General features: G+C 61.7%; 26 protein-coding genes. 13 read left to right on the top strand and 13 right to left on the bottom strand.

Translation table 11 applies throughout. From position 1 onward, the window contains the following. Positions 1-36 precede the first annotated feature (36 nt). The 8 genes from FF098_RS09975 to FF098_RS09940 all read right to left on the bottom strand — a co-directional run bounded on the left by FF098_RS09975 (position 37) and on the right by FF098_RS09940 (position 4,153). Entirely contained in the window at positions 37-1,041 is a 1,005-nt protein-coding gene (locus FF098_RS09975; protein ID WP_155140064.1) for a CPBP family intramembrane glutamic endopeptidase, read from the bottom strand. A gap of 24 nt (positions 1,042-1,065) precedes the next feature. Further along, positions 1,066-1,266: a helix-turn-helix transcriptional regulator gene (locus FF098_RS09970; RefSeq protein ID WP_155140062.1), complete on the bottom strand. Its 201-nt coding sequence runs from the start codon at positions 1,264-1,266 to the stop codon at positions 1,066-1,068. A gap of 3 nt (positions 1,267-1,269) precedes the next feature. Further along, the gene (locus FF098_RS09965; protein WP_155140060.1) at positions 1,270-1,932 is read right to left on the bottom strand and encodes a hypothetical protein; all 663 of its coding nucleotides are present in this window, start codon (positions 1,930-1,932) and stop codon (positions 1,270-1,272) included. Between the two features lie 37 nt (positions 1,933-1,969). Continuing rightward, positions 1,970-2,158 (bottom strand): hypothetical protein, encoded by a 189-nt coding sequence (locus tag FF098_RS09960; RefSeq protein WP_155140058.1) that lies wholly within the window; start codon positions 2,156-2,158, stop codon positions 1,970-1,972. Further along, complete coding sequence (locus FF098_RS09955; RefSeq protein WP_155140056.1) at positions 2,158-2,376, bottom strand: hypothetical protein; 219 nt, start codon at positions 2,374-2,376, stop codon at positions 2,158-2,160. Before FF098_RS09955 ends, FF098_RS09960 begins: the two co-directional genes overlap by 1 nt. 175 nt (positions 2,377-2,551) lie before the next feature. After that, on the bottom strand, positions 2,552-2,815 hold the full coding sequence (locus FF098_RS09950) for a hypothetical protein (protein WP_155140054.1): 264 nt from the start codon (positions 2,813-2,815) through the stop codon (positions 2,552-2,554). 94 nt (positions 2,816-2,909) lie between these two features. Next, a complete protein-coding gene (locus tag FF098_RS09945; RefSeq protein WP_155140052.1) occupies positions 2,910-3,497 on the bottom strand; it encodes a DUF7010 family protein in 588 nt (195 codons plus the stop codon). Between the two features lie 113 nt (positions 3,498-3,610). After that, entirely contained in the window at positions 3,611-4,153 is a 543-nt protein-coding gene (locus FF098_RS09940) for a YbjN domain-containing protein (RefSeq protein WP_155140050.1), read from the bottom strand. Between the two features lie 186 nt (positions 4,154-4,339). Between FF098_RS09940 and sdhC the strand changes: the two genes are divergently transcribed. Genes sdhC through FF098_RS09920 form a run of 4 tightly spaced genes read left to right on the top strand, consistent with a single transcriptional unit; the run spans position 4,340 to position 7,752 of the window. After that, a complete protein-coding gene (sdhC, locus tag FF098_RS09935) occupies positions 4,340-4,738 on the top strand; it encodes a succinate dehydrogenase, cytochrome b556 subunit (RefSeq protein WP_155140048.1) in 399 nt (132 codons plus the stop codon). A 2-nt stretch (positions 4,739-4,740) separates the two neighbouring features. Then, positions 4,741-5,085, top strand: coding sequence for a succinate dehydrogenase, hydrophobic membrane anchor protein (sdhD, locus tag FF098_RS09930; RefSeq protein ID WP_155140046.1), 345 nt, complete (start codon positions 4,741-4,743; stop codon positions 5,083-5,085). Positions 5,086-5,097: 12 nt separating this feature from the next. Beyond that, positions 5,098-6,882, top strand: a complete 1,785-nt coding sequence (gene sdhA, locus FF098_RS09925) for a succinate dehydrogenase flavoprotein subunit (RefSeq protein ID WP_155140044.1) — start codon at positions 5,098-5,100, stop codon at positions 6,880-6,882. 60 nt (positions 6,883-6,942) lie between these two features. Further along, the gene (locus FF098_RS09920) at positions 6,943-7,752 is read left to right on the top strand and encodes a succinate dehydrogenase iron-sulfur subunit (protein WP_155140042.1); all 810 of its coding nucleotides are present in this window, start codon (positions 6,943-6,945) and stop codon (positions 7,750-7,752) included. Positions 7,753-8,031: 279 nt separating this feature from the next. Here FF098_RS09920 and FF098_RS09915 read toward each other — a convergent pair whose 3' ends face one another. Further along, a complete protein-coding gene (locus FF098_RS09915; RefSeq protein ID WP_155140040.1) occupies positions 8,032-9,402 on the bottom strand; it encodes a Na+/H+ antiporter NhaC family protein in 1,371 nt (456 codons plus the stop codon). Between FF098_RS09915 and FF098_RS09910 the strand changes: the two genes are divergently transcribed. The 6 genes from FF098_RS09910 to FF098_RS09885 all read left to right on the top strand — a co-directional run bounded on the left by FF098_RS09910 (position 9,401) and on the right by FF098_RS09885 (position 13,010). Then, positions 9,401-10,453 carry an NAD(P)-dependent oxidoreductase gene (locus FF098_RS09910; RefSeq protein WP_155140038.1) on the top strand — a complete coding sequence of 351 codons (1,053 nt, stop codon included), beginning with the start codon at positions 9,401-9,403 and terminating at the stop codon, positions 10,451-10,453. The genes FF098_RS09915 and FF098_RS09910 overlap by 2 nt on opposite strands. 39 nt (positions 10,454-10,492) lie before the next feature. Continuing rightward, on the top strand, positions 10,493-10,831 hold the full coding sequence (locus tag FF098_RS09905) for an ArsR/SmtB family transcription factor (RefSeq protein WP_155140036.1): 339 nt from the start codon (positions 10,493-10,495) through the stop codon (positions 10,829-10,831). Further along, the gene (locus FF098_RS09900) at positions 10,831-11,292 is read left to right on the top strand and encodes an arsenate reductase ArsC (protein ID WP_155140034.1); all 462 of its coding nucleotides are present in this window, start codon (positions 10,831-10,833) and stop codon (positions 11,290-11,292) included. Before FF098_RS09905 ends, FF098_RS09900 begins: the two co-directional genes overlap by 1 nt. After that, on the top strand, positions 11,292-11,981 hold the full coding sequence (locus FF098_RS09895; protein WP_155140032.1) for an aquaporin: 690 nt from the start codon (positions 11,292-11,294) through the stop codon (positions 11,979-11,981). Before FF098_RS09900 ends, FF098_RS09895 begins: the two co-directional genes overlap by 1 nt. Further along, positions 11,978-12,697: an arsenical resistance protein ArsH gene (gene arsH / locus FF098_RS09890; protein WP_205967462.1), complete on the top strand. Its 720-nt coding sequence runs from the start codon at positions 11,978-11,980 to the stop codon at positions 12,695-12,697. Before FF098_RS09895 ends, arsH begins: the two co-directional genes overlap by 4 nt. Positions 12,698-12,773: 76 nt before the next feature. Next, positions 12,774-13,010 (top strand): hypothetical protein, encoded by a 237-nt coding sequence (locus tag FF098_RS09885; RefSeq protein ID WP_155140030.1) that lies wholly within the window; start codon positions 12,774-12,776, stop codon positions 13,008-13,010. Positions 13,011-13,013: 3 nt separating this feature from the next. On the opposite strand, the gene FF098_RS09880 is transcribed toward FF098_RS09885, so the two are convergent. Together FF098_RS09880 and FF098_RS09875 are read right to left on the bottom strand one after the other, a co-directional pair. Continuing rightward, complete coding sequence (locus FF098_RS09880) at positions 13,014-13,331, bottom strand: hypothetical protein (protein ID WP_155140028.1); 318 nt, start codon at positions 13,329-13,331, stop codon at positions 13,014-13,016. 7 nt (positions 13,332-13,338) lie between these two features. Continuing rightward, on the bottom strand, positions 13,339-14,310 hold the full coding sequence (locus FF098_RS09875; protein WP_155140026.1) for a threonine ammonia-lyase: 972 nt from the start codon (positions 14,308-14,310) through the stop codon (positions 13,339-13,341). Between the two features lie 92 nt (positions 14,311-14,402). Between FF098_RS09875 and zapE the strand changes: the two genes are divergently transcribed. Both zapE and FF098_RS09865 read left to right on the top strand, forming a co-directional pair. After that, the gene (gene zapE / locus FF098_RS09870; RefSeq protein ID WP_155140024.1) at positions 14,403-15,545 is read left to right on the top strand and encodes a cell division protein ZapE; all 1,143 of its coding nucleotides are present in this window, start codon (positions 14,403-14,405) and stop codon (positions 15,543-15,545) included. A gap of 88 nt (positions 15,546-15,633) precedes the next feature. Next, complete coding sequence (locus tag FF098_RS09865; protein ID WP_155140022.1) at positions 15,634-16,416, top strand: outer membrane beta-barrel protein; 783 nt, start codon at positions 15,634-15,636, stop codon at positions 16,414-16,416. An 81-nt stretch (positions 16,417-16,497) separates the two neighbouring features. Here FF098_RS09865 and FF098_RS09860 read toward each other — a convergent pair whose 3' ends face one another. Further along, the gene (locus tag FF098_RS09860; RefSeq protein WP_155140021.1) at positions 16,498-17,304 is read right to left on the bottom strand and encodes an SDR family NAD(P)-dependent oxidoreductase; all 807 of its coding nucleotides are present in this window, start codon (positions 17,302-17,304) and stop codon (positions 16,498-16,500) included. An 85-nt stretch (positions 17,305-17,389) separates the two neighbouring features. On the opposite strand from FF098_RS09860, the gene FF098_RS09855 reads away from it, so the two are divergent. Continuing rightward, the gene (locus FF098_RS09855) at positions 17,390-17,719 is read left to right on the top strand and encodes a hypothetical protein (RefSeq protein WP_155140019.1); all 330 of its coding nucleotides are present in this window, start codon (positions 17,390-17,392) and stop codon (positions 17,717-17,719) included. Between the two features lie 5 nt (positions 17,720-17,724). On the opposite strand, the gene FF098_RS09850 is transcribed toward FF098_RS09855, so the two are convergent. Next, on the bottom strand, positions 17,725-19,362 hold the full coding sequence (locus tag FF098_RS09850) for a heme biosynthesis protein HemY (protein WP_155140017.1): 1,638 nt from the start codon (positions 19,360-19,362) through the stop codon (positions 17,725-17,727). Between the last annotated feature and the right edge of the window lie 3 nt (positions 19,363-19,365).

Raw genomic sequence — 19,365 nt, 5'->3', positions numbered from 1 at the left:
CGGGAGGATGTGAGCACGGGCCGTGCGGTTTTTCAATCAGGCAGTCGTCGTTTCCGTGGCAACGGCAGGCGCCGCCTTTCGACGTCCGAAATACCAGAAGGCAAGCGCCAGCGGGATGGCACCACGGGACAGCAGGTCGATGATGGTGACCGGCGTGAACTCGAATGTCGGCAGGTTCTCCATATCAAGCGCACCTGCCAGCGCCGCAAACACATCGCCATCCTCCGATTGAGCCAGTAGATAGCCGACACCCAGCGTGATCAGGGTGAAGTTATAGCCTGTATGCATGCCCGCCGCCGGCAGGACAGACCGCGCCGCATAGGACAGGGCCGCGAACAGCACGCCGATGGAGCCGACAGCGATCAGCGTATAGACCATCCACATGAACCCGGCGACGACCCGGTCCGCATGAAGCAGCGAAAAGACGATGCTGGAAAAGACCAGCGCGACGACCAGACCATGGCGCCATGTCAGGGCACTGAGCAACCAGCCGCGAATGAAGATTTCCTCCGCCGGCGCCTGGATCATCACGAAGATGAAGATGCCGAGCACCATCAGCGCAAACTGGCCGGACAGGACATGGTCGAAGTTCAGCGCGGCCTCCGTTGCCTCCGGCATGCCGAACACGGCCCCCGCCAGCGCGGCCGGGATACCGAGTACGATGGCAACAAGGATACCGCCGCCAAAGCCGCCCCAGAACTTACCCCCATAGAGGAAGCCGGTGATGCCGGCGGATGCCAGCGAGCGTTTCTCCATCTTTATCTTCATGATGGAAACAAATGTCAGGCTGATGAACAGCCCCAGCATGGCAGCCGCGATCAGGACACCCATCGTCCAGCCCGGCGGCTCGGCGGATGCGGCGGGATCCCAGCTGCCCCCCAGAATAGCGATGGAGAACACCGCGATGGCCACCAGTGCCGCAACCACGGCGGCCCCGACCAGCGCCAGCATGAACAGCAGTGGCACCTGCAGGATCGCCCACCATGCGGCGACCGGTCTTGCCCCCTCGGGCAATGGTTCGTAGATATAGGACTTGCTCATGATCTTCCCTCCTTGAGCGTTTAATCACTTCTCTCCGTCATCGGAGAATATTTCCTCGATCTTCAGGTCGAACAGCCTGGCGATCTTGAACGCCAGTGGCAGTGATGGATCATAACGGCCTTTCTCCAGGGCATTCACCGTCTGGCGGGAAACGCCGAGCCGTTTTGCAAGCTCGCCCTGGCTCCAGCCATGCCGGTCACGCAACTCATTCAGATTGTTGTCCATCGATCAGATGCCTCCCCGGCGCTTGCCGAGTTGCCATTTGCCGATCATCAATCCGAGGATCGTCAGGTAATAGAACAGGTAGTAGTGCCAGAACCGCGCCTCGCCAAAGCCGAGCGCCTCTTCGCCCAGCGTCCACAGCGTGACCGCCATGAACAGGATGGCGCCGGCAAGCGCCGCCGGTCCGATGACGATCCGTGTCCAGAATTCATCGATCCGGTGAAAGCGGATGCACTCGATCACGATCCAGACAAGCGTCACGAGGAACACCGCATAGCTGCCGATGGTAATCAGTTCCGGTCGCTCCAGCGGGCCGTCGCCAAACGTTACCGGCACAGCCGACCCGTCGAGGAAATTCACAAGCATAATGCCATGAATGGCGCTAGCGACGGCGACGCGCAGGATGATCCTGCGCTGCACCGGATCGGACATATCGCCCAGCAGCATGTCGATGTCGCTGACATCCGCCCCATCATCGGCCGCGGCGGCTTTCCTGCGATAGCCCCAATACATGGCGGCAGCGCCACCGAAGAAGAGTATCGCGCCAACCACAGGGAACCAGAACGACCCTTGGCCGCCATCGCTCGTCCACCCGACGAACAACCCAACGCCTATCCCGGCGAAGAAGAGGCCGCCTATCATCTTTAGAAAGAAAGTCCATGTACGCATTATCTTGTCTCAATCCCTTTGCACCGGTTTCAGCATGTTACTTCCAGTCTGATGGCATGACCTTCGCCCCGATGGCCAATGCCAGACAGATTGACATGACGGCATAGACGCCGAGATTCTCCAGCCCTTTGCCCTGCATGATGTCGACGACCAGTAGGGCGACATAGACAAGGATCAGCGCAACCGCGACGATCGAGATGATGTGGCGGCGCCAGTCAAACCGCATTACGCCTTGCCCCCGTTGCCTTCGCCCTGGCAGGTGTGGCGCCCGGCCTGAAAGCACCAGGCACCGGTCGCGACCAGCGGTATGGCGGCAAGTCCCCACATGAGTGCTGCCTGCAGATCATTGTGCTCGAAGATTTTTGCCAGCATCGCACCGACGGCATATCCGCCGCCCAGGCAGAATAGGCAGGTGAGACCGAACAGGGTCAGAATACGGGTCATTACTTTTTCCCTTGCTGTCACGCTCGGCCTGATGACACCCCTTGTGTCAAGCTAGCTTTACGTGTAAAGACACCTTTACAAGCAGAAAATATGCCTGTCAAGCACCCTTTACAACCCTCTCCATAAAAAAACCGCCCTCGGGCGGTCTTCTCACTCATGTTGTGAAGGATAGCGGTCAGCTCTTGTCCTCGCTGTCACCGTCCATGCCTGTCACGTCAGCGAATACTTTCAGGACGATCCCGACCACGCGGTTTTCTGCAAGGCAAGGCAGCTCGACATCAAGGCCGATCATCTGGCTGACCTGGTGACGGACCGAAATGCCTTCCGTCGCCGGGGATGTATGCGCCATCAGGCTGTCATAGGCAGACACGCTCAGCGCTGCCCCGGCCAGAATGCCGACCAGACCAATTCGCATGTCCTTGTGATGATCGCGGTGCATAAGCTCCCTCGCCCACTCTCTCTTTCAACTTAACCCATAGCACATTTGGTGACAGATTGTCGCGCTCGCAAGAGAAAATTCGCGATTTCGCCCATCATTCCTTGCCAAGGCTTCGCTTTACACGGCCACTATCGACAAAAATCACCACGATAGTTGCCAGATAGATCGCGGAAACCGAAAGCGGCAGCCATGTCAGCCGCTCGTCGGGAAACAGGAACCACAGCGCCGTGGGTACGATCGCCCGCAGCACGGCATGGGCAGAGAACAGCGCCGTGCGGCCATAGCTCCACCCGATAACAGGCCAGTGGATGGACATGCCCACCGCCAGGATAAGCGGGATCATCGACGGCGCCTCACCGGCTGCTACCACGATGAAGGCCCAGAAAAGCAACATGCTGAGCATGGCAGGCAGGATGACCGAGCCCACCGCGGTCCTGCTCTTCATGAAGTCGTTACGGAAAATTTTTGCGTAAAGAAGCGCCAGCGGAAAGATCGACCCGGAACCGAAAAAGGCGATCATGGACCAGGTCGAAAGATCGAGGAAATATCCGGCAATGCCAAGAACCGCCCAGTATGTCGCCCCGGCCAACGGGATGGGGAACCCGCCCCTCAGGCGTGCATAGGCTGAAAGCCGTTCCGCATTGACGGCAGCGCGAAGGTCTTCCGTGGTGAATTCCTGCATTAACATCCCCCTGTTCGAAGCTGCTTTTGCCTGAGATGAGGCATCCTGATCCCTGACATCATGTCAGGGGCAAGGGCTTTCTCGCGCCACCGACGCAGGACATCAACTTTTATTTACGAGCCGGTCTGGGCCGCATTCATTTCGCGCAGGAAATCAGACACGATACCCTGCCAGCGCCCGAGACGGGACTGGATGTGCGCCGGGGTCACCCCGCCGGTCAGGTCGATGATGAAGTCGACGCCGATCTCGCCGGAATCCTCCAGCACATAGGCGCGGCCATCATAGCTTGAATCGTTGAAATCATTGACCACGCGGTAATCGGCATTGGTGATCGTGCGACCAAGATCGAAATTGGCAAAGAACAGCAATTGCGAGCAGCGCGCTGGCGCGCCTTCGCAGCTCAGCGCCCTGACGACGAAATTGACCTGGCCCAGCCGGGCAACAGCGACGGGCGTGCCCTCACTCTTGTCGGACATGAGGGTCGTATTGAACCCGGCACCGGAGAGCAGGCTGTCGATTTCCTCTGCCGACATGTCCTCTGCGATATCCGCCGCAAAGGACGGCACAGCCCACCCAGCCATCACCGATGCAGCCAGCACCAACCCGATCTTGCGCAAATTCCCCAGCATCACATTACCCCACACTCTGCTTTGCATTTATCGTGCTTCATAATCGCGCGTCTGTCCATTGTGCCTTGCAAAAAAGCCCGCCAAACCATATCGCTGTGACACAGAGGCGGACTTGGATGACAACCGAGGGGAAGCTGCGGCAAAGCGCACAGATTCGTTGACTTGTCACCGACCCACGATATTTTCCGCTCAAACGAGACCACGAGGCAATTGATGAGCGACCAGAGCGCGAGCACCCCGCTTTCCCCCCATCTGCAGATCTGGCGATGGACCGTCACCCTGTTCTGTTCGATCACCCACCGCGCCACCGGCATGGCGATGTATGCAGGCACGATCCTGTTGACCATCTGGCTCGCCGCCGCCGCGACCGGCGAGGCCGCATTCAACACCGTGCAGGGCATCTACACCTCGCCCTTCGGGCTGATCGTGCTGTTCGGCTATACCTGGGCCTTGTTCTTTCACCTGCTCAACGGCATCCGCCACTTCGTCTGGGATGCGGGCTATGGTTTCTCCATCCCGGCCTCGCGCGGGTCGGCTTGGGCCGTTGTCGGGGGATCGCTGGCGCTGACCGTCGCCGTCTGGTCCGCCGTCTTCATGCTGGGAGGCAATTGATCATGGCAAAACACGGCACCACCCACTTCATCGCACAGCGCATCACCGCGCTCGCCCTTGTCCCGCTTGCCATCTGGTTCGTCTTCGCGCTGCTTTCCCATGGCGGCGACAATCGCGCGGAGCTGATGGAGTGGATCGCCGGCCATCCATGGTCGGTCGCGATCCCGCTCGCGCTCCTGATCCTGATCGGCTTCTATCACATGCGTATCGGCATGGAGGTCATCATCGATGACTATATCCACAAGCCCGACCTGCGCGGCTGGCTGCATTTCCTCAACACTTTCGTGGCGCTCGTCGCCGGCGCCATCGCGCTGTGGTCGATCATCGCCATCACCCTGATCGCATAAAGGCAGTATCCTATGAGCACGTCCTACGAGATTATCGATCATGCCTATGACGTCGTCGTCGTCGGCGCTGGCGGCGCGGGCCTTCGCGCCACCCTCGGCGCGGCACAGGCCGGGCTGAAAACCGCTTGCGTGACGAAAGTCTTCCCGACCCGGTCGCACACCGTTGCGGCGCAGGGCGGCATCTCCGCGTCGCTCGGCAATATGGGCGAGGATGACTGGCGCTGGCACATGTATGACACGGTCAAGGGCTCCGACTGGCTCGGCGACCAGGACTCGATCGAGTATCTTTGCAAGCACGCGCCCGCCGCCGTGTACGAACTGGAGCATTGGGGCGTGCCGTTCTCGCGCACCGAGGAAGGCAAGATCTACCAGCGCGCCTTTGGCGGCATGACGAAGAATTTCGGCGAAGGCCCTGTCCAGCGCACCTGCGCCGCGGCCGACCGTACCGGCCACGCCATCCTGCACACGCTCTATGGCCAGGCCGTTCGTCAGAAGGCGGAGTTCTTCATCGAATATTTCGCCCTCGACCTGATCATGGACAATGGCGAGTGCAAGGGCATCCTCGCCTGGAAACTCGATGACGGTACCATCCACCGCTTCCGCGCCAAGAACACGATCCTCGCAACCGGCGGCTATGGCCGCGCCTTCTTCTCCTGCACCTCCGCCCACACCTGTACCGGCGACGGTAATGCCATGGTGCTGCGCGCCGGCCTGCCGCTGCAGGACATGGAGTTCGTGCAGTTCCACCCGACCGGCATCTATGGTGCCGGCTGCCTGATCACCGAGGGCGCCCGCGGCGAAGGCGGTTACCTGACCAACTCGGAAGGCGAGCGCTTCATGGAGCGCTATGCGCCGAGTGCCAAGGACCTCGCCTCGCGCGACGTCGTCTCCCGCGCCATGACGATCGAGATCCGCGAAGGCCGTGGCGTCGGCTCGGGCAAGGACCACATCCACCTGAACCTGAACCACATTCCCGCAGAAACACTGGCAGAGCGCCTGCCGGGCATCTCCGAGACCGCCCGCGTCTTCTCCGGCGTTGATGTGACGAAAGAGCCAATCCCGGTCCTGCCGACAGTCCACTACAACATGGGCGGTATACCGACCAATTATCATGGCGAGGTCATCACCAAGAAGGGTGAAGATAATGACGCCATCGTACCGGGCCTGATGGCCATTGGCGAGGCTGGCTGTGTTTCCGTACACGGCGCCAACCGCCTCGGCTCCAATTCGCTGATCGACCTCGTCGTGTTCGGTCGCGCCGCAGGCCTGCGCTGTGCGGAGATCGTCGACCCGTCAACGCCGGTGCCGGAAACACCGAAAGCCGCTGACGATTTCGCCCTGCAGCGCCTCGACCGCTTCCGTCATGCGTCCGGCGGCACGCCGACGGCCCAGCTGCGCCTTGCCATGCAAAAGGCGATGCAGGAAAACTGCGCCGTCTTCCGCACCGGCGAGGTTCTCGCCGAAGGCCAGGAGAAGATGGGCAAGGTACACACGGGCGTCGCCGACATCTCCGTCACCGACCGTTCGATGATCTGGAACACCGACCTCGTCGAGACCCTGGAATTCGACAACCTCGTCGGCCAGGCAACGGTGACGATGGATGGCGCCGCCAACCGCCAGGAGTCGCGCGGCGCTCATTCCCGCGAAGATTATCCGGACCGGGACGACAATGAGTGGATGAAGCACACCATCGCCTGGTACGAAGACGGCAAGTCGGTGATCGACTACCGCCCTGTCCACACATGGACCATGTCGAACGACATCGCCTATATCGAGCCGAAGGCCCGGGTGTACTGAGGCATCGCATACTGACCATCAGAGAGTGTTTCGACCAGAGACAGAAAGAAAGTCATTTCCATGGTAGAGCTGACACTACCCCGTAATTCGAAGATCAATTCCAAAGGCAAGAGCTACAAGGGCGAGAAATCCGCGTCCTCCGACAAGGCGCCGGAGATGCGCACCTTCAAGATCTATCGCTCCGATCCGGACAGTGGCGAAAACCCGCGCGTCGATACCTATGAAATCGACGTCTCGGATGTGTCCATGGTGCTCGACGCGCTGATCCGCATCAAGGATACGCTCGACCCCACCGTCACCTTCCGCCGCTCCTGCCGCGAAGGCGTGTGCGGTTCATGCGCGATGAACATCAACGGCGCCAACACGCTTGCCTGCACCAAGGGCATGGACGAGTGCGGCTCCGGCGATGTCGCCATCTATCCGCTGCCGCACCAGCCGGTGGTCAAGGACCTCGTGACGGACCTGTCCAAATTCTACGAACAGCATGCAGCGATCGAGCCGTTCCTGCAGTCCGACGACGAGCCGGAAAAGGAACACATCCAGAGCCATGAGGACCGTGAGAAACTCGACGGGCTGTATGAATGCATCCTGTGTGCCTGCTGCTCGACCTCCTGCCCATCCTACTGGTGGAATGGCGACAAGGATGACGGCAATGAATATCTCGGCCCCGCCGCCCTGTTGCAGGCCTATCGATGGCTGCAGGATTCCCGCGACGACGAGAAGAGCAAGCGCCTCGACTATCTCGACGACAATTTCCGGCTTTATCGTTGCCACACGATCTTCAACTGCACATCAGTCTGCCCCAAGGGCCTCAACCCTGCAGAGGCTATTGCCGGGATCAAGCGCATGATGGTAGAACGGGCGAAGTAGTCTCGTTTACGGGACCACCACGTGTCCCATCTGACAACTCAAAAAGGCGGCTGCCTGTACAGCCGCCTTTTTCTTTGGACGGCGTTTGGAGCGATGGGTGTTTCGCGGGATCGGCTTTTGTCAAGGCTGCAACCGCTAAGCGGCGCGCCAAAGGCGCAGCTTTGACAAAAGTCGACCCGCAAAACGATTGTCCGCCATGCCTGAAAGGCACAAAGTGCCTTTCAGGCCTTGGCTGACTATTCAAAATCTCATTCTCAACGGATTTCAGAATTACTCCGCCTACCCCGCCACGATTCCGGCGACCAGGTACATCACGCCCGCTATCCCCGCTGCGACCAGCGCATAGGGCAGCTGTGTGCGGACATGGGACAGATGCTCCGACCCCGCCGCAACGGAGGCGATGAGCGACGTGTCGGAGATCGGCGAGCAGTGATCGCCGAAGACACCGCCGCCGAGCACGGCAGCCAGCGCCAGCGATGGCGGGATGCCGAGGGCGATTGCAAGCGGCATGGCGATGGGCACGAGGATGCCGTATGTGCCCCAGCTCGTCCCGGTCATGAAGCTGGTCAGCGCCGCGGCGGCAAACAGGATCATCGGTACGGTGAAGGCCGGCAGGTTCCCGGCGGCGACGCCGGCGACGAACTCCCCCGTGCCGAGCGCGCGCAGGGATGAGCCGAGCGCGATGGACAGGAGCAGCACGGTGACGAGCGGCACCATCTCGCCAATGCCTTGGAACGCTTTCTCCTGCAGGTCGCGCGTGGTGAACAGCCGGTCGAGCCACAGCATCGTGCCCGCGACGACCACGGCCAGCGTGATCGCCCAGAGGATCGACCGCGCGCCATCGCCATCGGTGATGTTGCCATTTCCGGTGATGGTCATGAAAGAAAGTGCACTGACGATCATGATGACCAGCGGCAGCCACATGTAGCGCGGCCGTGTCGGCGCCGGGCCTGCCTCCTCGATGCCGCCCGCAACCCGCGCATCGGCCTTTGCCATCGGCCCGAACACACGGCCCGTAATCGCGGTGAGGTAGACACCGGTGACCGTCAAGAGCGCATAGAAATTCCACGGCACCGACCCCATGACCACGTTCAGCGGATTGGCGAAGTCATACTCCCCGACAAGGCTGAGCGCATAGGCGCCCCAGCCATTGAGCAGCAACAACACGCTGATGGGCGCAGAGGTCGAGTCGATGATATAGGCGAGCCGCTCGCGCGACAGTCCGTGGGCGTCGTATAGAGGCCGCCCCAGCACCCCGGCGGACAGCAGCGAGACATTCGTCTCGATGAAGATCACCGTGCCGGTGCCCGCCACCGCCAGCTCCGCCCGCCGCCGCGAGCCTGCGAGGCCGGAGCGGATCAGCGCCTGCGCCATCGCCGCGACGCCGCCGGATTCGCGCATGAAGGCGATCAGCGCGCCGATCAGAAGGCAGAAGAGCAAGATCTGCGTGTTGTACGAACTTTCGAACACCGCGACCGAGCGGTCGACCGTGCCGACCAGCCCGTCGAACAGGAAGAACCCGCCCGGCGTGCCGAAGCCGATCAGCGCCTCCGACAGGAACAGGGCGACGATCAGCGCCGCATAGACATTGCGCGCGACCACTGCGACGAGGATCGCCATCACCGGCGGCAACAGGGTGAAAGCATCCATGAATAAATCCCGTTCCTGGTTCGAAGCGCCCACCATTACCGATTTTGCGCCTATCGACCAGTCGGGCTTTTCTTGCGGCAGACCCGCCCTTTATAACGATGTCATGAGTACACCTTTCATCACCCGCGCCTTCCTTCTCGAACACCGCCCCGTCACCATGGCCATGCTGCGCGAGGCGCGGCCCGACCTCGAGATCATCGACGCCTCGGATGGCAACATTACCCCGGACGGCGACGCGCCCTATGCCGTCATCACTTTCGGCCCGGACGGTCGCATCAACGACTTTTCGGAGGCCGCCTGGGTCCATTGCGCCGGGGCAGGCTATGACAAGATCGTCGTCAATGCCGATTTCGACCCGCCGGTGCTGACGCGCACCATCGGCACGCTCGGTAACCAGCTTGCCGAATATGTGCTCGCCTATTATCTGCGCCACACCCAGAACATGGCTCTGCGCGAGCGCCTCGCCGCAAACCGTGACTGGCAGAACAAGCAGGCGCTGGGCGACTACGCCTTCACCCACCGGGCGCTGATCTTCGGCACCGGCCCGATGGGCGCAACCATCGCAAAATACCTGAGCAATCTCGGTCTCGAAACGATTGGCGTCGCCCGCTCGGCACGGGCAGTCGATGGCTTCGACAGGGTCATCACACTCGAGGACCTGCAGGGCCATGCACCGGAGCGCTTCAATCTTGTCGTTCTCGCCCTTCCGGACAATGACGCTACACGCGGGCTGATTGACCTGTCCGTTCTTACGCAGTTCAGGAACAGCCTGCTCATCAATGTCGGGCGCGGCACGGCACTGCCTGAAGCTGACCTGTTCAAGGCCCTCGATGCCGGGCATATCGTCCATGCCGTTCTCGATGTTCAGGAGACCGAGCCCCTCCCCGCCAGCTCGCCCCTATGGGATGACAGGCGCATCACCATCACGCCCCATGTTTCCGGCGGCACCCGGCAGGAAGACATCGCAGAGGCATTTCTGGAGTGTCTGAAGGCGCTTGAAAACGGCGAAAAGCCTGATCTTTTGGTCTGGGACAAGGGCGAAAACCAATAGCACTTGCTTAAATTTCTATATTTCTATAATTATGGAAATATGGAAACGAAATCGGCCGTTAACGCTTTTGCCGCCCTGTCGCAGGAAACCCGCCTCGACATCTTCCGCCTGCTCGTCAAGGCAGGCACCGGCGGCCAGCCCGCTGGCGCCCTGGCTGAAGCGCTGGGCATCGCCTCCTCCACACTCTCCTTCCACCTGAAGGAGCTTGAACAGGCGGGCCTCGTCACCTCCGACCGCGACGGGCGGCGCATCTTCTACAAGGCGGATTATGCCGGTATCCGCGAACTCATCGATTTCCTGATGGCCGATTGCTGCAATGGCGACCCGAGACTGTGCGGCCCCTACATCGTCACCCGTTCGAAAGAGGAGTGCTGCTGATGCGCAATATCCTGTTCCTGTGCACCGGCAATTCAGCCCGCTCCGTCATGGCGGAGAGCTATATGACCCATGCTTCGGATGGCGCTTGGCGCGGCTGGTCAGCTGGCTCCAAACCCACCGACACACCTAATCCTTTCGCTCTCGAAACGCTGCGGGCACACGGCATCGAACCTGTCTCCGGCGATGGCGGGGCGGTGCGCTCGAAAAGCTGGGACGAGTTCGCTGCGGAAAATGCGCCAATCATGGATGTTGTCGTCACCGTCTGCGACAACGCCGCCGGGGAAGTCTGCCCAATCTGGCCGACACGCCCCGGCGCCCCCGCGCCGCGCAAGCTGCACTGGTCCTTCCCGGACCCGGCCGCCGCAACAGGCAGCGATGCTGACAAGCGCGCAGCCTTCAAGGCTATCTTTGCCGATATCCGCGCCCGTATCGATGCCTTCCTCTCTGGAGAGGCTGACTGATGGGCTACACCACCGGCCAGCGCCTGACCGCCGAGTTCATCGGCACGGCTCTCCTCCTCGCCATCGTCGTCGGCTCCGGTATCATGGGCGATGCCCTATCGGCGGATGACGCCGTTGCGCTGCTCGGCAACACGATTGCGACCGGCGCAGGGCTGGTCGTGCTGATCCTAATTTTCGGGCCCATCTCCGGCGCCCATTTCAACCCTGCCGTCACCCTCGCCTTCCTGCTGCAAAGGCAAATCAGGCCAGGCGAAGCCGCCCTGTTTGTCGCTGTCCAGATCGCGGGCGGGCTGGCCGGTGTCGCGCTGGCGCACGCCATGTTCGACATGGACCTCGTCCAGACCAGCGTGAAGGCCCGCTCCGGCCTCGGCCAGGCACTGGGCGAGGCGACAGCGACCTTTGCCCTCGTCTTCACCATTCTTGCCACTGTCAGGTTCAGGGCGGAGGCCGTGCCCTACGCCGTCGGCCTGATCATCACGGCAGGCTACTGGTTCACCTCCTCGACCTCATTCGCCAACCCGGCGGTGACCATCGCCCGGTCCTTCACCGACACGTTCGCCGGCATCGCCCCGGCAGACGCACCGCTCTTCATCGCCGCACAGCTGATCGCCGCCGTTGTCGCGACCAGCCTTGCCTTATGGCTCTTGCAGCCGCGGCGGACCACAAGCCAACCCGAAAGCCTGACATGACCGACCCGACTGACATGCCCGCCCTGTCGCAGGAGCATATCCGCCCCATCGACGCAGACAGCCTCGCGCCCGCGGGCGACCTCGGCCATCGCCCGCGCATCCTGTTACTCTATGGCTCCCTGCGCGAGCGCTCCTACAGCAGGCTGCTGACCCTCGAAGCCCAGCGATTGCTGGATATGTTCGGTGCCGAAACGAAACTGTTCGACCCCACCGGCCTGCCACTGGCAGATGGCGCGCCCGCCGACCATGAAAAGGTCTCGGAGCTACGCGAATTGGCCGCCTGGTCTGAGGGAATGGTCTGGTGCTCACCGGAACGCCATGGGGCCATGACCGGCCTGATGAAGACCCAGATCGACTGGATCCCGCTCTCTCTCGGCGGTGTGCGCCCGACGCAGGGCAAGACCCTTGCCCTGATGCAGGTCTGCGGCGGCTCCCAGAGCTTCAACACTGTCAATCAGATGCGGGTGCTCGGCCGCTGGATGCGCATGATCACCATTCCCAACCAGTCTTCGGTGCCCAAGGCGTTCCTCGAGTTCGAGGAGGATGGCCGCATGAAGCCGTCGCCCTTCTACGACCGGGTCGTCGACGTGATGGAAGAGCTGATGAAGTTCACCTGGCTGACCCGGGGGCGCAGCGACTACCTCGTCGACCGGTATTCGGAACGCAAGGAATCCGCCGCCGACCTGTCGGCCCGGGTGAACCAGAAATCGCTCTGACGCGAAATTGACCCAGGTCATGCGACAGCCGGGATGACCTGCTAGGGTTCCGCAATAAAAGAGGAAGGAACCAGCCATGCGCCCGCTCATTGTTATCGGCTTGATCGCGGCCATCACCGCCTGCGCAACACCCGCTTTCAACCCTGACCCGAAACTCGATGCGTCCCTTGTCGGCACGACGATCGAGATCATGACCGGCGAGGAAAAGCGCATCGTCAAGGTGAAGAAGATCGAGGATGGCGTGATCTATACGGAGGCAGGTGAGACCTTCACAAACGCCCACATCATCGATACGGCCCCGGAACGACCCTGATATCTAGACATATTTGACCCATATAGGCGCAAACAGTCCCGCTATCGCGCCTACGAGGCCCCACAGGATTACGGTCTGCATATCCGCCGTCCGGCTTGCCGCTATTGCCGCACAAGCAACACCGGCAAGTATCCCGCACACTATCGGGCGCGGCTTCCATTTCCCTGAATCGAAAAATGGCAGACCTGCAAACCCTACATAGGCGCCGAAAAGACTGCCCATTATGAAACCGTGCAGATTGGGAACGCTGAACAAAGCCATCACCCCGAGAAGCAGGGCGAGCGAGCCAATGATGAGTACCGCTTCCACGGTGTTTTTCATGGTCAGCCTACCGCCCCTGGATTACCTCGGCGAACAGGGCCGCGTCGACATTGCCGCCGGTCGCGATGACGGCGACATTCTTGCCCAGTACGTCGATCCGCCGCGACAGGATGGTGGCGAGGGCCACAGCCCCGCCCGGCTCCAGCACCAGCTTGAATTCCTCGAACGCGATCCGCATCGCGCGGCGCACATCGTCATCATCGACGACCAGCCCGCCGGCGATATGCTCCGAGAGGATCGGGAAGGTAAGCGAGCCCGGCGTCGGCAACAGGAGCGCATCGCAGATCGATTTCACCCCCGGCTTGTTCGATACCCGCCGCCCGGCAGCAAGGGATCGCGCCGTATCGTCAAAGCCTTCCGGCTCGGCCGTCCACACCGCCGTCTCCGGGCTGCGATCGGCCAGCGCCAGCGACACGCCGGAAGACAGCCCGCCGCCGGAACAGCAGATCACGACATCGTCGAGGATGACGCCGGCTTCTTCCGCCTGCTCGGCGATTTCCAGCCCCGCCGTGCCCTGCCCGGCGATGATATGCGCATCGTCATAGGGCGGGATCAGCACCGAGCCGCGCTTCTCGGCGATCGCCTCGCCTATCTCCTCCCGGCTTTCGGTATCGCGGTCATACAGAACGACCTCGGCGCCATGGCGCTCGGTGTTGGCGATCTTCACCTTCGGCGCGTCTGACGGCATCACGATGACCGCATTCACATGGTGGATCTTTGCGGCCAGCGCGACGCCTTGGGCGTGATTGCCGGAGGAGTATGCGACGACGCCGCGTGCCTTTTCCACTTCGCTGAGCGCCGAGATGCGGTTGGTTGCCCCGCGCAGCTTGAACGAGCCGGTCTTCTGCAGGCTCTCGGCCTTGACGAACAGCCGCCCGCCGAGGCGCGCATTCAGCGTCTCGCTTTCCAGCAGCGGCGTCTTCAGCACATGCGGCGCGATCCGGTCTGCTGCCTGCTCGATATCGTTGATGGTAACCATGCCAGCTACATGCCCCAATTCACCTCATTGCTTTGCCCTTGCCACAATATGGGGTAGGGGGAAAGTCTTTATCGGCACGACGAAGGACGCCCATGACAGGACCGCTCGACAGGTATGACGCACTGGTTGCGGCAGGCACGCTCACCGCCGATCCGGCCCAGCGCGAGGCCGCTGGCCACTTGCAGGACCTGCATGAAAAGCTGGATGACTACACCCCCGGCAAGAAGGGATTTTTCGGCTCCCGTTCCACGCCGCCGCGCGGGCTCTACCTCTGGGGCGGCGTCGGGCGCGGCAAGAGCCTGCTGATGGACCTGTTCTTCAACAACGCGCCGGTGACGGAAAAGCGCCGGGTCCATTTTCACGAGTTCATGGTCGGCATCCACGAACAGATTGCGCAGTGGCGCAAGATGGACGATGCCACCCGCAAGGCGCAGGCGAACCGGGTGCGCAAGGCCAGCCTCGATGACCCGATCCCGCATATTGCCCGTGCCGCCTTCAATGAAGGCTGGCTGATCTGTTTCGACGAGTTCCAGGTGACGGACATTACAGATGCCACCCTGCTCGGCCGGCTGTTCGGATACCTGTTTCAGGAAGGCGCGGTCATCGTTGCCACATCCAACCGCCATCCGGACGATCTGTACAAGGATGGCATCAACCGCGAACTGTTCCTGCCGTTCATCGATCTGTTGAAGGAGACGGTGGATATTCACGAGCTCATAGCCGCCCGCGACTATCGCCTCGAACAGCTCGCCGGGTCGCCGGTCTATCACTGCCCGCTCGGAACGCAAGCCGATACGGCGATGGACAAGGCGTGGACACGGCTGATCGCCGGCGGCACGGAACGGGAAGCCATCCACATGGTGCGGGGGCGCAAGCTCACCCTGCCGCGCACCGCACGCGGTGCCGCGCGGGTCAACTTCAGGGCCATGTGCGGACAGGCGCTGGGCGCGGAGGATTATCTTTGCGTCGCCCGCAACTATCACACTGTGTTCATGGACCACATCCCGCAGATGACGAAAGAGCAGCGCAACGAGGCAAAGCGCTTCGTCACCTTCATCGATGCGCTTTATGAGCATCGCACGAAATTCGTCTGCTCCGCCGATGCGCTGCCCGATGATCTGTACCCGGCAGGTGACGGAAGTTTCGAATTCGCCCGCACGGCCAGCCGCCTGAGCGAGATGCAGTCGGAAAAATACCTCGCGCTGGAGCATGCGCAGCAGGAAGCGAAAGAGTAAATCACACAAATGTGACCGGGCAAGAGATGACGAAAGATCAATGGACCCCAGATTGTAGCTGCAAGCGATAAACTACTGGAGGAATAAAATGATCTATCGACGCTCCCTGGGGATTGGCGCACTGGTAGCCGTTGCAGGCTTTGCAACATCAGCCGCCGCGCAAGACTATTACGTATCGGGCACATTTGGCGTGAACAGCCAGGAGAATTCCGACAATTCCGGCGAGTTCACCCGCCCCTTCTTCATCACCGGCACCGGCACGGCGCTGGATGGCGCAAGCCTGCCGGAAGGCACTGAAGTCGGCTGGGAAACCGACTTCGATGACGGCTACACATTCGGCGCTGCCGTCGGCAAGGATTACGGCATGTTCCGCCTCGAGGCAGAGCTCGCCTACGCCAAGAATGATGTTGAAGCCCACCGCATGGTCGAGGCTGCGGGCATGAACATCATGCCGGTCGATGCAGCCGTGCTCATCCAGGGCCAGACCTCGCCGCTCGGCGCCAGCGTCGGCCAGATCGTCGCTGACGGTCAGGGCGACATCAGCACGACCTACATTCTCGCCAACGCCTATCTCGATTTCGAGAACAACACCCGCCTGACGCCTTATGTCGGCGCAGGCCTCGGCACCGCCTTCGTTGATGTCGACTACTCGCCGTCGGGTGTCGCCATTGCCAGCGACAGCGGCAACGTCTTTGCCTATCAGTTCATCGGTGGCCTCGACTTCGCCCTCAACGACACATCCTCACTGCTGACCAATGTCCGCTATCGCGGCACTGGCGACGTCGATGTCGAGGTTGATCTGTTCCCGGCCGAACTGCAGGTCCAGAACTCGAGCTATGTCCTGGAAGCAGGCTACCGCTACAAGTTCTAGGGTGATGCGTTCGATCGAACGTCATCCATGACTTCCCCCCTGGGCCGTCCGTGTGCGTAATGCACGGGCGGCCTCTTAATGTCATGTCTTGCGATAGCGTCCCTGCTGCGCCCTGGCGATACCTTCCGTCAGCCAAAGCGGCATGATCCGCGACAGGGCGACGATCGTCTTGTATTGCCAGCCGGGCACATGGACCGTATGCCCCCTGTCTGCCGCCTTCAGTGTGCCTGCAACGACATCACCTGCCTGCAGCATCATGAAATCAGGCATCGCCTTGTGCAGCATCTCGCGCGTGCCGTTGACGTCGTGAAACTCCGTATAGGTAAATCCCGGGCAGACAACGCAACATTTCACACCGTCCTTCTCAGTCTCAGCCGCCAGCGCCTGCGTGAAGCTGATGAGGAAAGCCTTGCTCGCCCCGTACAGGGTATGCCCGGCGGAAGGCGGCACCAGCCCCGCAACTGACGACACGTTGATGACCCGCCCCCAGCCGCGTTCTCGCATGGCGGGCAGGCATTGATGGGCGAGCTCCGCACAGGCTGTGACCATCAGCTGGATGAAATCGCCCTGCTCCTGCCAGCTGCGATCGGCATATTCACCGGTCAGTCCGAACCCGGCATTGTTGACCAGCACATTGGGGCAGATCCCCTTCGCGGCCATGGCCGCCATGATGTCACCCGGCGCATCGCGACGGGAGAGATCAGCCGGGATGCTCGCCGTCTGAACGCCTGTCCTTTCCAGCTCCTCCGACAGCACAGCAAGGCGATCCTCCCTTCGGGCGGTGAGGACGACATTGCAGCCACGGGCGGCAAGCTGGCGGGCAAATTCGGCACCAAGCCCCGCCGATGCCCCGGTCACCAGTGCCCATTTTCCCTGATACTCGTCCATCAACAGCCCTCCACGGTTAACATCGGCTTAGGACAGCCGCGCTATCCTCTGATCGATCGTCAACGACAACCGGACCGACCCTACCATGAATTCCATCGCTTTCCTGATGATGCTGGGGATATTTGCCGTCCTTGCCTACTGGTATGTCCGCAATGCCGAGGCTGGGCGCGATGGCGGCATGGCGCCATTGGCGCTGCTTGACGACGATGAACAGGGTCGTGCCGAAGACAGCGCCGCCCATCTTACCGGGGCGGCCGCGATCAGGGCGAAAGTCGCGGGCACTGACGGCGACAGGGAAGACATCCGGACACGGAAAGCCGATGACACTGACGAAACCCCCGCATCCCCTCTGCGAACATCCGCGACACGGACGCCGCAAAAACAGAAGGCCTATCGCGTAAGGAAGGACAACTGAGCGGCCTAGCGCTCATCATCCTCATACATGCCGCCGCCCATGCCGGCAGCGGACAGGGCCGCTTCCTTTTCCTTGAGTTCTTTTTCCTGCTCTGCGCGTTTGCGCTCCTCGGCAGTGGCACTATCTTCGGCCCTCTTCTCGACCGGCTTGTCGGCAGGGTGTTCAGTTGGCGCTTGTGTTGGCGGCGCAGGCTGGTCGCCTTGCCCTGCTGCGGGTGATGTCAGCGGCGTCTGATCAACCGTATCGCTATCCGTCGAGATGACCTCTTTCACGTCAGGTTCAGGCTCGGGTTCGGGCTCGGGTGCCGGTGGCGGGGCTGCCAGCAGCAGCACCTCATCCTGCGACATGGCGGCGGTCACCTCCTCCAGCGGCGGCGGCGACAGGCGATGATGATCGCCGAACTCCATGACCAGGCGACGCCAGCCATCAGTGGTGAAATGAAACGTGCCATCGGCACCGGGGCCGGGCTCCGCCGGGGCATGGGCTGCCTTTTCCAGCCATGGCTCGGCGGCTTCCTCTCCATACTGAGCTTTCATCGCCTGCGCCATCAGGGTGAAGGTGCGCACGGTCGGGCGGCGCGAGAACAGCGGCTGCAGGATATTCCGGGCCTTGTCGTAATTGCCATCGGCTATGGCGACCTCTGCCTCCAGATGGTGGCTCTGCTGGTCATCAGGGTTCTGCTCGGCGAGACGCGACAGCGTTGCCACACGCTCCTTCGGGGCAAGGTCGGAATACACGTCCAGCCATGCCTGGCGCAGGGCCGGGTGCGGTCGCGCGGCCCAGGCCTGCTCCAGGATCTTCACGGCCTTGCGGCGGCTCCTGGCACCCTCCAGCCGCGCGGCGAGAACGGCGGCAGGCGGAAAGTCCGGTGCCAGCTTGACCGCGTCTTTTGCATCCGACAGGGCATCGTCCTTCTCGCCCGAAGCATCTGCTGCATAAGCCCGCGCCGTAATCAGCGCCGCCTCATGCCGCTTGACGTGGTCACCATCCTCAAGCCCGTTGCGGCTGGCCAGCTTCAGGGCCGATTGCGCATCGGACCACGACCCGCGCTCGACCGATAGCTGGTACACGGACTCATACGCCCAGCGCGCATTGGGGCGCAGCTTGAACGCCCGATCGGCATAGCCCTTGGCCGCCTTCATGTCGCCAGCCCCCACCGCCTGCAGGTAAAGCCCGCGCAGGCCAAGAAACTCCGTCTCCGGCGCTTCCAGCATGGCAGAGAAGCTCTCCTCAGCCGTTACATGGTCACCCGCCAGCTGCGCCGCCTGTGCCGTCAGCAGTCGCGTCAGCGCCGGTTCTTCAAGTTGCTTCTGCGCATTCTTTGCGTGGCGCTGGGCATCCGATGCATCACCGGCGGCAACGGCCTCCAGCCCGCGCGTCAGCGAGATGATCCCCTTCTGGCGCTGGGACTCACGACGCCTGGCGCTCAGCTTCTCCGGCAAGCGCATCAGATAGCTGATGATCAGCACGGTAACGATCAGCAGCGCCAGCAGGATGAAAAACCCTATCAGCGTCGGGGCCGCCGGGTTGAAATAGACATAATCGCCGAACTGGATGTGGATATTGCCATCGACGGCCAGCAGGGCCGTCAGCCCGGCGGCGGCCAGCGTCAGTATCAGAATGAATATCAGGATCCGGATCATCGG

This window comes from Aquisalinus luteolus (genome assembly GCF_009712425.2).
Lineage (GTDB): Bacteria > Pseudomonadota > Alphaproteobacteria > Caulobacterales > Parvularculaceae > Aquisalinus > Aquisalinus luteolus.
This window is presented reverse-complemented; position numbering and strand designations above follow the sequence as displayed.

What these genes read in the sequence shown, in the direction of transcription:
- FF098_RS09975 (WP_155140064.1), bottom strand. Translation starts at nt 1,041, where the DNA reads ATGAGCAAGTCCTATATCTACGAACCATTGCCCGAGGGGGCAAGACCG.
- FF098_RS09970 (WP_155140062.1), bottom strand. Translation starts at nt 1,266, where the DNA reads ATGGACAACAATCTGAATGAGTTGCGTGACCGGCATGGCTGGAGCCAG.
- FF098_RS09965 (WP_155140060.1), bottom strand. Translation starts at nt 1,932, where the DNA reads ATGCGTACATGGACTTTCTTTCTAAAGATGATAGGCGGCCTCTTCTTC.
- FF098_RS09960 (WP_155140058.1), bottom strand. Translation starts at nt 2,158, where the DNA reads ATGCGGTTTGACTGGCGCCGCCACATCATCTCGATCGTCGCGGTTGCG.
- FF098_RS09955 (WP_155140056.1), bottom strand. Translation starts at nt 2,376, where the DNA reads ATGACCCGTATTCTGACCCTGTTCGGTCTCACCTGCCTATTCTGCCTG.
- FF098_RS09950 (WP_155140054.1), bottom strand. Translation starts at nt 2,815, where the DNA reads ATGCACCGCGATCATCACAAGGACATGCGAATTGGTCTGGTCGGCATT.
- FF098_RS09945 (WP_155140052.1), bottom strand. Translation starts at nt 3,497, where the DNA reads ATGCAGGAATTCACCACGGAAGACCTTCGCGCTGCCGTCAATGCGGAA.
- FF098_RS09940 (WP_155140050.1), bottom strand. Translation starts at nt 4,153, where the DNA reads ATGCAAAGCAGAGTGTGGGGTAATGTGATGCTGGGGAATTTGCGCAAG.
- sdhC (WP_155140048.1), top strand. Translation starts at nt 4,340, where the DNA reads ATGAGCGACCAGAGCGCGAGCACCCCGCTTTCCCCCCATCTGCAGATC.
- sdhD (WP_155140046.1), top strand. Translation starts at nt 4,741, where the DNA reads ATGGCAAAACACGGCACCACCCACTTCATCGCACAGCGCATCACCGCG.
- sdhA (WP_155140044.1), top strand. Translation starts at nt 5,098, where the DNA reads ATGAGCACGTCCTACGAGATTATCGATCATGCCTATGACGTCGTCGTC.
- FF098_RS09920 (WP_155140042.1), top strand. Translation starts at nt 6,943, where the DNA reads ATGGTAGAGCTGACACTACCCCGTAATTCGAAGATCAATTCCAAAGGC.
- FF098_RS09910 (WP_155140038.1), top strand. Translation starts at nt 9,401, where the DNA reads ATGAATAAATCCCGTTCCTGGTTCGAAGCGCCCACCATTACCGATTTT.
- FF098_RS09915 (WP_155140040.1), bottom strand. Translation starts at nt 9,402, where the DNA reads ATGGATGCTTTCACCCTGTTGCCGCCGGTGATGGCGATCCTCGTCGCA.
- FF098_RS09905 (WP_155140036.1), top strand. Translation starts at nt 10,493, where the DNA reads ATGGAAACGAAATCGGCCGTTAACGCTTTTGCCGCCCTGTCGCAGGAA.
- FF098_RS09900 (WP_155140034.1), top strand. Translation starts at nt 10,831, where the DNA reads ATGCGCAATATCCTGTTCCTGTGCACCGGCAATTCAGCCCGCTCCGTC.
- FF098_RS09895 (WP_155140032.1), top strand. Translation starts at nt 11,292, where the DNA reads ATGGGCTACACCACCGGCCAGCGCCTGACCGCCGAGTTCATCGGCACG.
- arsH (WP_205967462.1), top strand. Translation starts at nt 11,978, where the DNA reads ATGACCGACCCGACTGACATGCCCGCCCTGTCGCAGGAGCATATCCGC.
- FF098_RS09885 (WP_155140030.1), top strand. Translation starts at nt 12,774, where the DNA reads ATGCGCCCGCTCATTGTTATCGGCTTGATCGCGGCCATCACCGCCTGC.
- FF098_RS09880 (WP_155140028.1), bottom strand. Translation starts at nt 13,331, where the DNA reads ATGAAAAACACCGTGGAAGCGGTACTCATCATTGGCTCGCTCGCCCTG.
- FF098_RS09875 (WP_155140026.1), bottom strand. Translation starts at nt 14,310, where the DNA reads ATGGTTACCATCAACGATATCGAGCAGGCAGCAGACCGGATCGCGCCG.
- zapE (WP_155140024.1), top strand. Translation starts at nt 14,403, where the DNA reads ATGACAGGACCGCTCGACAGGTATGACGCACTGGTTGCGGCAGGCACG.
- FF098_RS09865 (WP_155140022.1), top strand. Translation starts at nt 15,634, where the DNA reads ATGATCTATCGACGCTCCCTGGGGATTGGCGCACTGGTAGCCGTTGCA.
- FF098_RS09860 (WP_155140021.1), bottom strand. Translation starts at nt 17,304, where the DNA reads ATGGACGAGTATCAGGGAAAATGGGCACTGGTGACCGGGGCATCGGCG.
- FF098_RS09855 (WP_155140019.1), top strand. Translation starts at nt 17,390, where the DNA reads ATGAATTCCATCGCTTTCCTGATGATGCTGGGGATATTTGCCGTCCTT.
- FF098_RS09850 (WP_155140017.1), bottom strand. Translation starts at nt 19,362, where the DNA reads ATGATCCGGATCCTGATATTCATTCTGATACTGACGCTGGCCGCCGCC.